The 3076-nt window shown below is 58.6% G+C and carries 4 protein-coding genes and 3 tRNA genes; all 7 read right to left on the bottom strand.

Translation table 11 applies throughout. The features are described from left to right. The coding region (locus TZ03_RS29505; protein ID WP_007916459.1) for a GTP-binding protein at positions 1 to 114 on the bottom strand (114 nt) is incomplete at its 3' end. Between the two features lie 78 nt (positions 115 to 192). Continuing rightward, a tRNA-Thr gene (locus TZ03_RS27915) sits at positions 193 to 268 on the bottom strand. Between the two features lie 29 nt (positions 269 to 297). After that, positions 298 to 371: transfer RNA gene (locus TZ03_RS27910), tRNA-Gly, on the bottom strand. 24 nt (positions 372 to 395) lie between these two features. Further along, a tRNA-Tyr gene (locus TZ03_RS27905) sits at positions 396 to 479 on the bottom strand. A gap of 152 nt (positions 480 to 631) precedes the next feature. Further along, a complete protein-coding gene (locus tag TZ03_RS27900) occupies positions 632 to 1057 on the bottom strand; it encodes a hypothetical protein (protein ID WP_051101540.1) in 426 nt (141 codons plus the stop codon). A 7-nt stretch (positions 1058 to 1064) separates the two neighbouring features. Further along, positions 1065 to 1814: a pantothenate kinase gene (locus TZ03_RS27895; RefSeq protein ID WP_051101539.1), complete on the bottom strand. Its 750-nt coding sequence runs from the start codon at positions 1812 to 1814 to the stop codon at positions 1065 to 1067. Further along, positions 1804 to 2763, bottom strand: a complete 960-nt coding sequence (gene birA, locus TZ03_RS27890; RefSeq protein ID WP_051101541.1) for a bifunctional biotin--[acetyl-CoA-carboxylase] ligase/biotin operon repressor BirA — start codon at positions 2761 to 2763, stop codon at positions 1804 to 1806. The genes TZ03_RS27895 and birA overlap by 11 nt, the downstream gene beginning before the upstream one ends. Positions 2764 to 3076: the final 313 nt, after the last annotated feature.

Below are 3076 nucleotides of genomic sequence, written 5' to 3'. Positions count from 1 at the left end.
TTCGGAGCAGACGCGAGTCAGAGCTGCGGTCAGAGTGGTCTTACCGTGGTCAACGTGGCCGATAGTGCCGACGTTAACGTGGGGAAGGGAACGATCAAACTTTTCCTTAGCCATCGATACAATCCTCCGCAGAAGAAATAGTCTTGCGCTGATAAAACAAAGGCAGATATTTTCATATCTGCCTTGTTTATATGGAGCTCTTGAGCGGACTTGAACCGCTGACCTCACCCTTACCAAGGGTGTGCTCTACCAACTGAGCTACAAGAGCGAAACACTTTGTGCAAAACCCAGCAAACTTGGAGCGGGTAGCGGGAATCGAACCCGCATCATCAGCTTGGAAGGCTGAGGTTCTACCACTAAACTATACCCGCGGAGCTTGCGGCTCTCGCTAAAACTGGTGGAGGGAGAAGGATTCGAACCTTCGAAGCTCTCGCAACGGATTTACAGTCCGTCCCCTTTGACCGCTCGGGAATCCCTCCAGATGTGGCCGGCATTCTATTTGTCTGCCGTCCTAGTGTCAAGCGTTTTTTCAAATTTTTTCAATCAAATCTGAAGCTTAGCTGCTTTGACACCGCTTCCAGTTCTGCCACCTGAGTGGTGTTCCCTGTGAAGCGGGCGCCATTCTATCAAGCTATTCGCCAGTTGCAATACCCTGGCAGAAAATAATTTTATGTTTTAAGTCTTTGAAATCATTGGAAAGAGCCGCGAGGACCGTTTGGTCCAGCAAACGCTCGCTTTCCGGGGCCACCTTGAGCCAACGACCATCCGCCCCGGGCAGCTGCCCCACCACTGGCAATGTGGAAATGTCCAGGCTCAACAGGCGCTGACGCAGAGCATCAAGCTGGCCCTGCCCCATGACACCACCTACTACCAGGCACTCATCTCGACGCTTGGGCGGTGTCGACACACCTGTTTCACGCAATAGGCGGATTTCTTGCTGATTCCCCTTGTACAGCGACAGAGGGGCGACTTCCTTGACCTTCAGCGGGGCTTCCTGCTGGTGCCACACGTAATAGAAGACGTTGAGCACCAGTAACAGCAGAAACAACCAACGCATAGGCACCTCAATCCAGTGGGCAGGCCATGGCCAGGCCAACGAAAACCAGATCAGGCACGACACGCGCCTGCGGCACAGCCCCCTTGACCAGCGGCGCATCGCCCCCGGTCAGGAACACAGTGAAATCCTCACCCCACAGCGCACGCGCCTGCTCGAGCTGGGTATGCGCAAAACCCTGGAGCATCAATACGCAACCGCGCTCAACCGCCTCGACGGTTGAGCGCCCTGGGGCCAGGCTGGTCAATGCGCGCTCGGCGGAAGCATCGTCATAGCGGATGCGCCGGGTGTGGGTGCGCAGCTGACTACGCATCAGCGGCATACCCGGACAAATGTAGCCGCCCAGATGCTCGCCGTCCGCGGCAACGAAATCCGCCTTGGCAGCGGTGCCCAGGTCGATGACCAGGCACGCCCCCTTGGCCAGATGAAATGCCCCCAGCGCCGCCAGCCAACGGTCCATGCCCAAGCGTTGATAGTCCTCATAGCCGTTGCGCACGCCAGCCATTTCCCGGGCCGGGTGAGCCACTCGCGCCTGCACTGCAAACGCCTGGGCAATCAACGCGCAAAGCGCATCGGTTTCCTCTTCGCTGCGCACGCTTACGATCCGGCAGCCGCTGAGGCGCAGCGGAGCGAGCGCCGCCACTTCCGCTACCAGCGCCTGGTCGGAATCAACGATACCGCCGCCTTCAATCACTGCATCAGCGGCATGAATTACCCGCCACTTGATGAAGCTGTTACCGCAGTCGAGCTCAAGAATCATCACGCAACCTCAAACTGAGCTCACCACCACTGAAGCTCTTTTCCACTCCGTCCACCTCAAGGCGCAAACCGCCCTGCCCGTCGACGCCAAGAACCACGCCATCAATTCGCGTGCTACCAGCAATCAGCGACACATTGCGCCCCTGCCAGAGGTGCGCCTGCTCCCATTCTTCCTGGAATGCGGCAAACCCGTAGCGACGATGACGCGCCAATTCGTGCTGCAACTGCTGACTGAGCGATGCCACCAGCCGGTTACGGTCCACTGCCGCACCCACTTCACGCCGCATCGAGGTCCACTCCTGGTCGACCTGGTCGTTGGCCTGCATGTTCACATTGATACCAATACCCAGTACGACATGGCAGACATCGGCTGGATCGCCCACCAACTCCAGGAGAATACCGGTGATCTTCTGGCCGCGAACCAGGACATCGTTGGGCCATTTGAGCCCCACGTCCTTTACACCGAATGCCTGCAGGGTACGCATTACCGCCAACCCCACCACCAGGCTCAAGCCTTCGAGCTGGCGCATGCCGCCATCGACGCGCAGCACCAGGCTGTAATAGAGATTTTCGGCAAATGGGCTGACCCATTGCCGACCACGGCGACCACGGCCGGCGCTCTGGCGCTCGGCCAGAACCAGGAATGGCGCCGGCTGCCCTTCACTGGCCAGCCGAAGGCCTTCGGCGTTGGTCGAGTCGATGGTTTCGTGGATGAAAACCGGCCACTGTTCACCTTCGCCAAACCCGGCGATTGCCTGCGCCTCGAGCAAGGCCAATGGCGCCGCCAACTGATAGCCGCGCCCACGAACCTTGTGAATGGTGAGGTTCAGTTCACTCTCCAGGTGCTGCAGCTGCTTCCAAACGGCGCTGCGACTCACCCCGAGGGCTGCCCCCAGAGCTTCTCCGGAATGGAACCGGCCATCCTTGAGGAGATTCAACAACTTCAGCATGCCAGTCTCGACTTGGAATAAGGCAGGCATGATAGCCATGGGCTGTTGGCTTGCATAGGAAAAGGGCCGATCTCATGGGGACGAACCCCCTGTAGGAGCGGCCTTGTGTCGGGATCGGCCACAATCCTGTGGGAGCGGGCAAGTCGAGGCGTCGAACCGCCGTGAAGCAGGCGATGCGGTGGCTGGCACCGGCTTTGCCGGTGTTCGCGGCTAAAGCCGCTCCTACAGGGATTTGTGTGAAGCCAGGGAGTTTATGTAGGGCCTGGTATTTTTGAGCCACAAAGACAAAACCCCTACCTGCATGTGCAGATAG

The organism is Pseudomonas sp. 10-1B (assembly GCF_000935045.1).
Lineage (GTDB): Bacteria > Pseudomonadota > Gammaproteobacteria > Pseudomonadales > Pseudomonadaceae > Aquipseudomonas.
The sequence above is the reverse complement of the archived record's forward strand: the minus strand, read 5'-3'. Positions and strand labels throughout refer to the sequence as shown.

What these genes read in the sequence shown, in the direction of transcription:
- birA (WP_051101541.1), bottom strand. Translation starts at nt 2,763, where the DNA reads ATGCTGAAGTTGTTGAATCTCCTCAAGGATGGCCGGTTCCATTCCGGA.
- TZ03_RS27895 (WP_051101539.1), bottom strand. Translation starts at nt 1,814, where the DNA reads ATGATTCTTGAGCTCGACTGCGGTAACAGCTTCATCAAGTGGCGGGTA.
- TZ03_RS27900 (WP_051101540.1), bottom strand. Translation starts at nt 1,057, where the DNA reads ATGCGTTGGTTGTTTCTGCTGTTACTGGTGCTCAACGTCTTCTATTAC.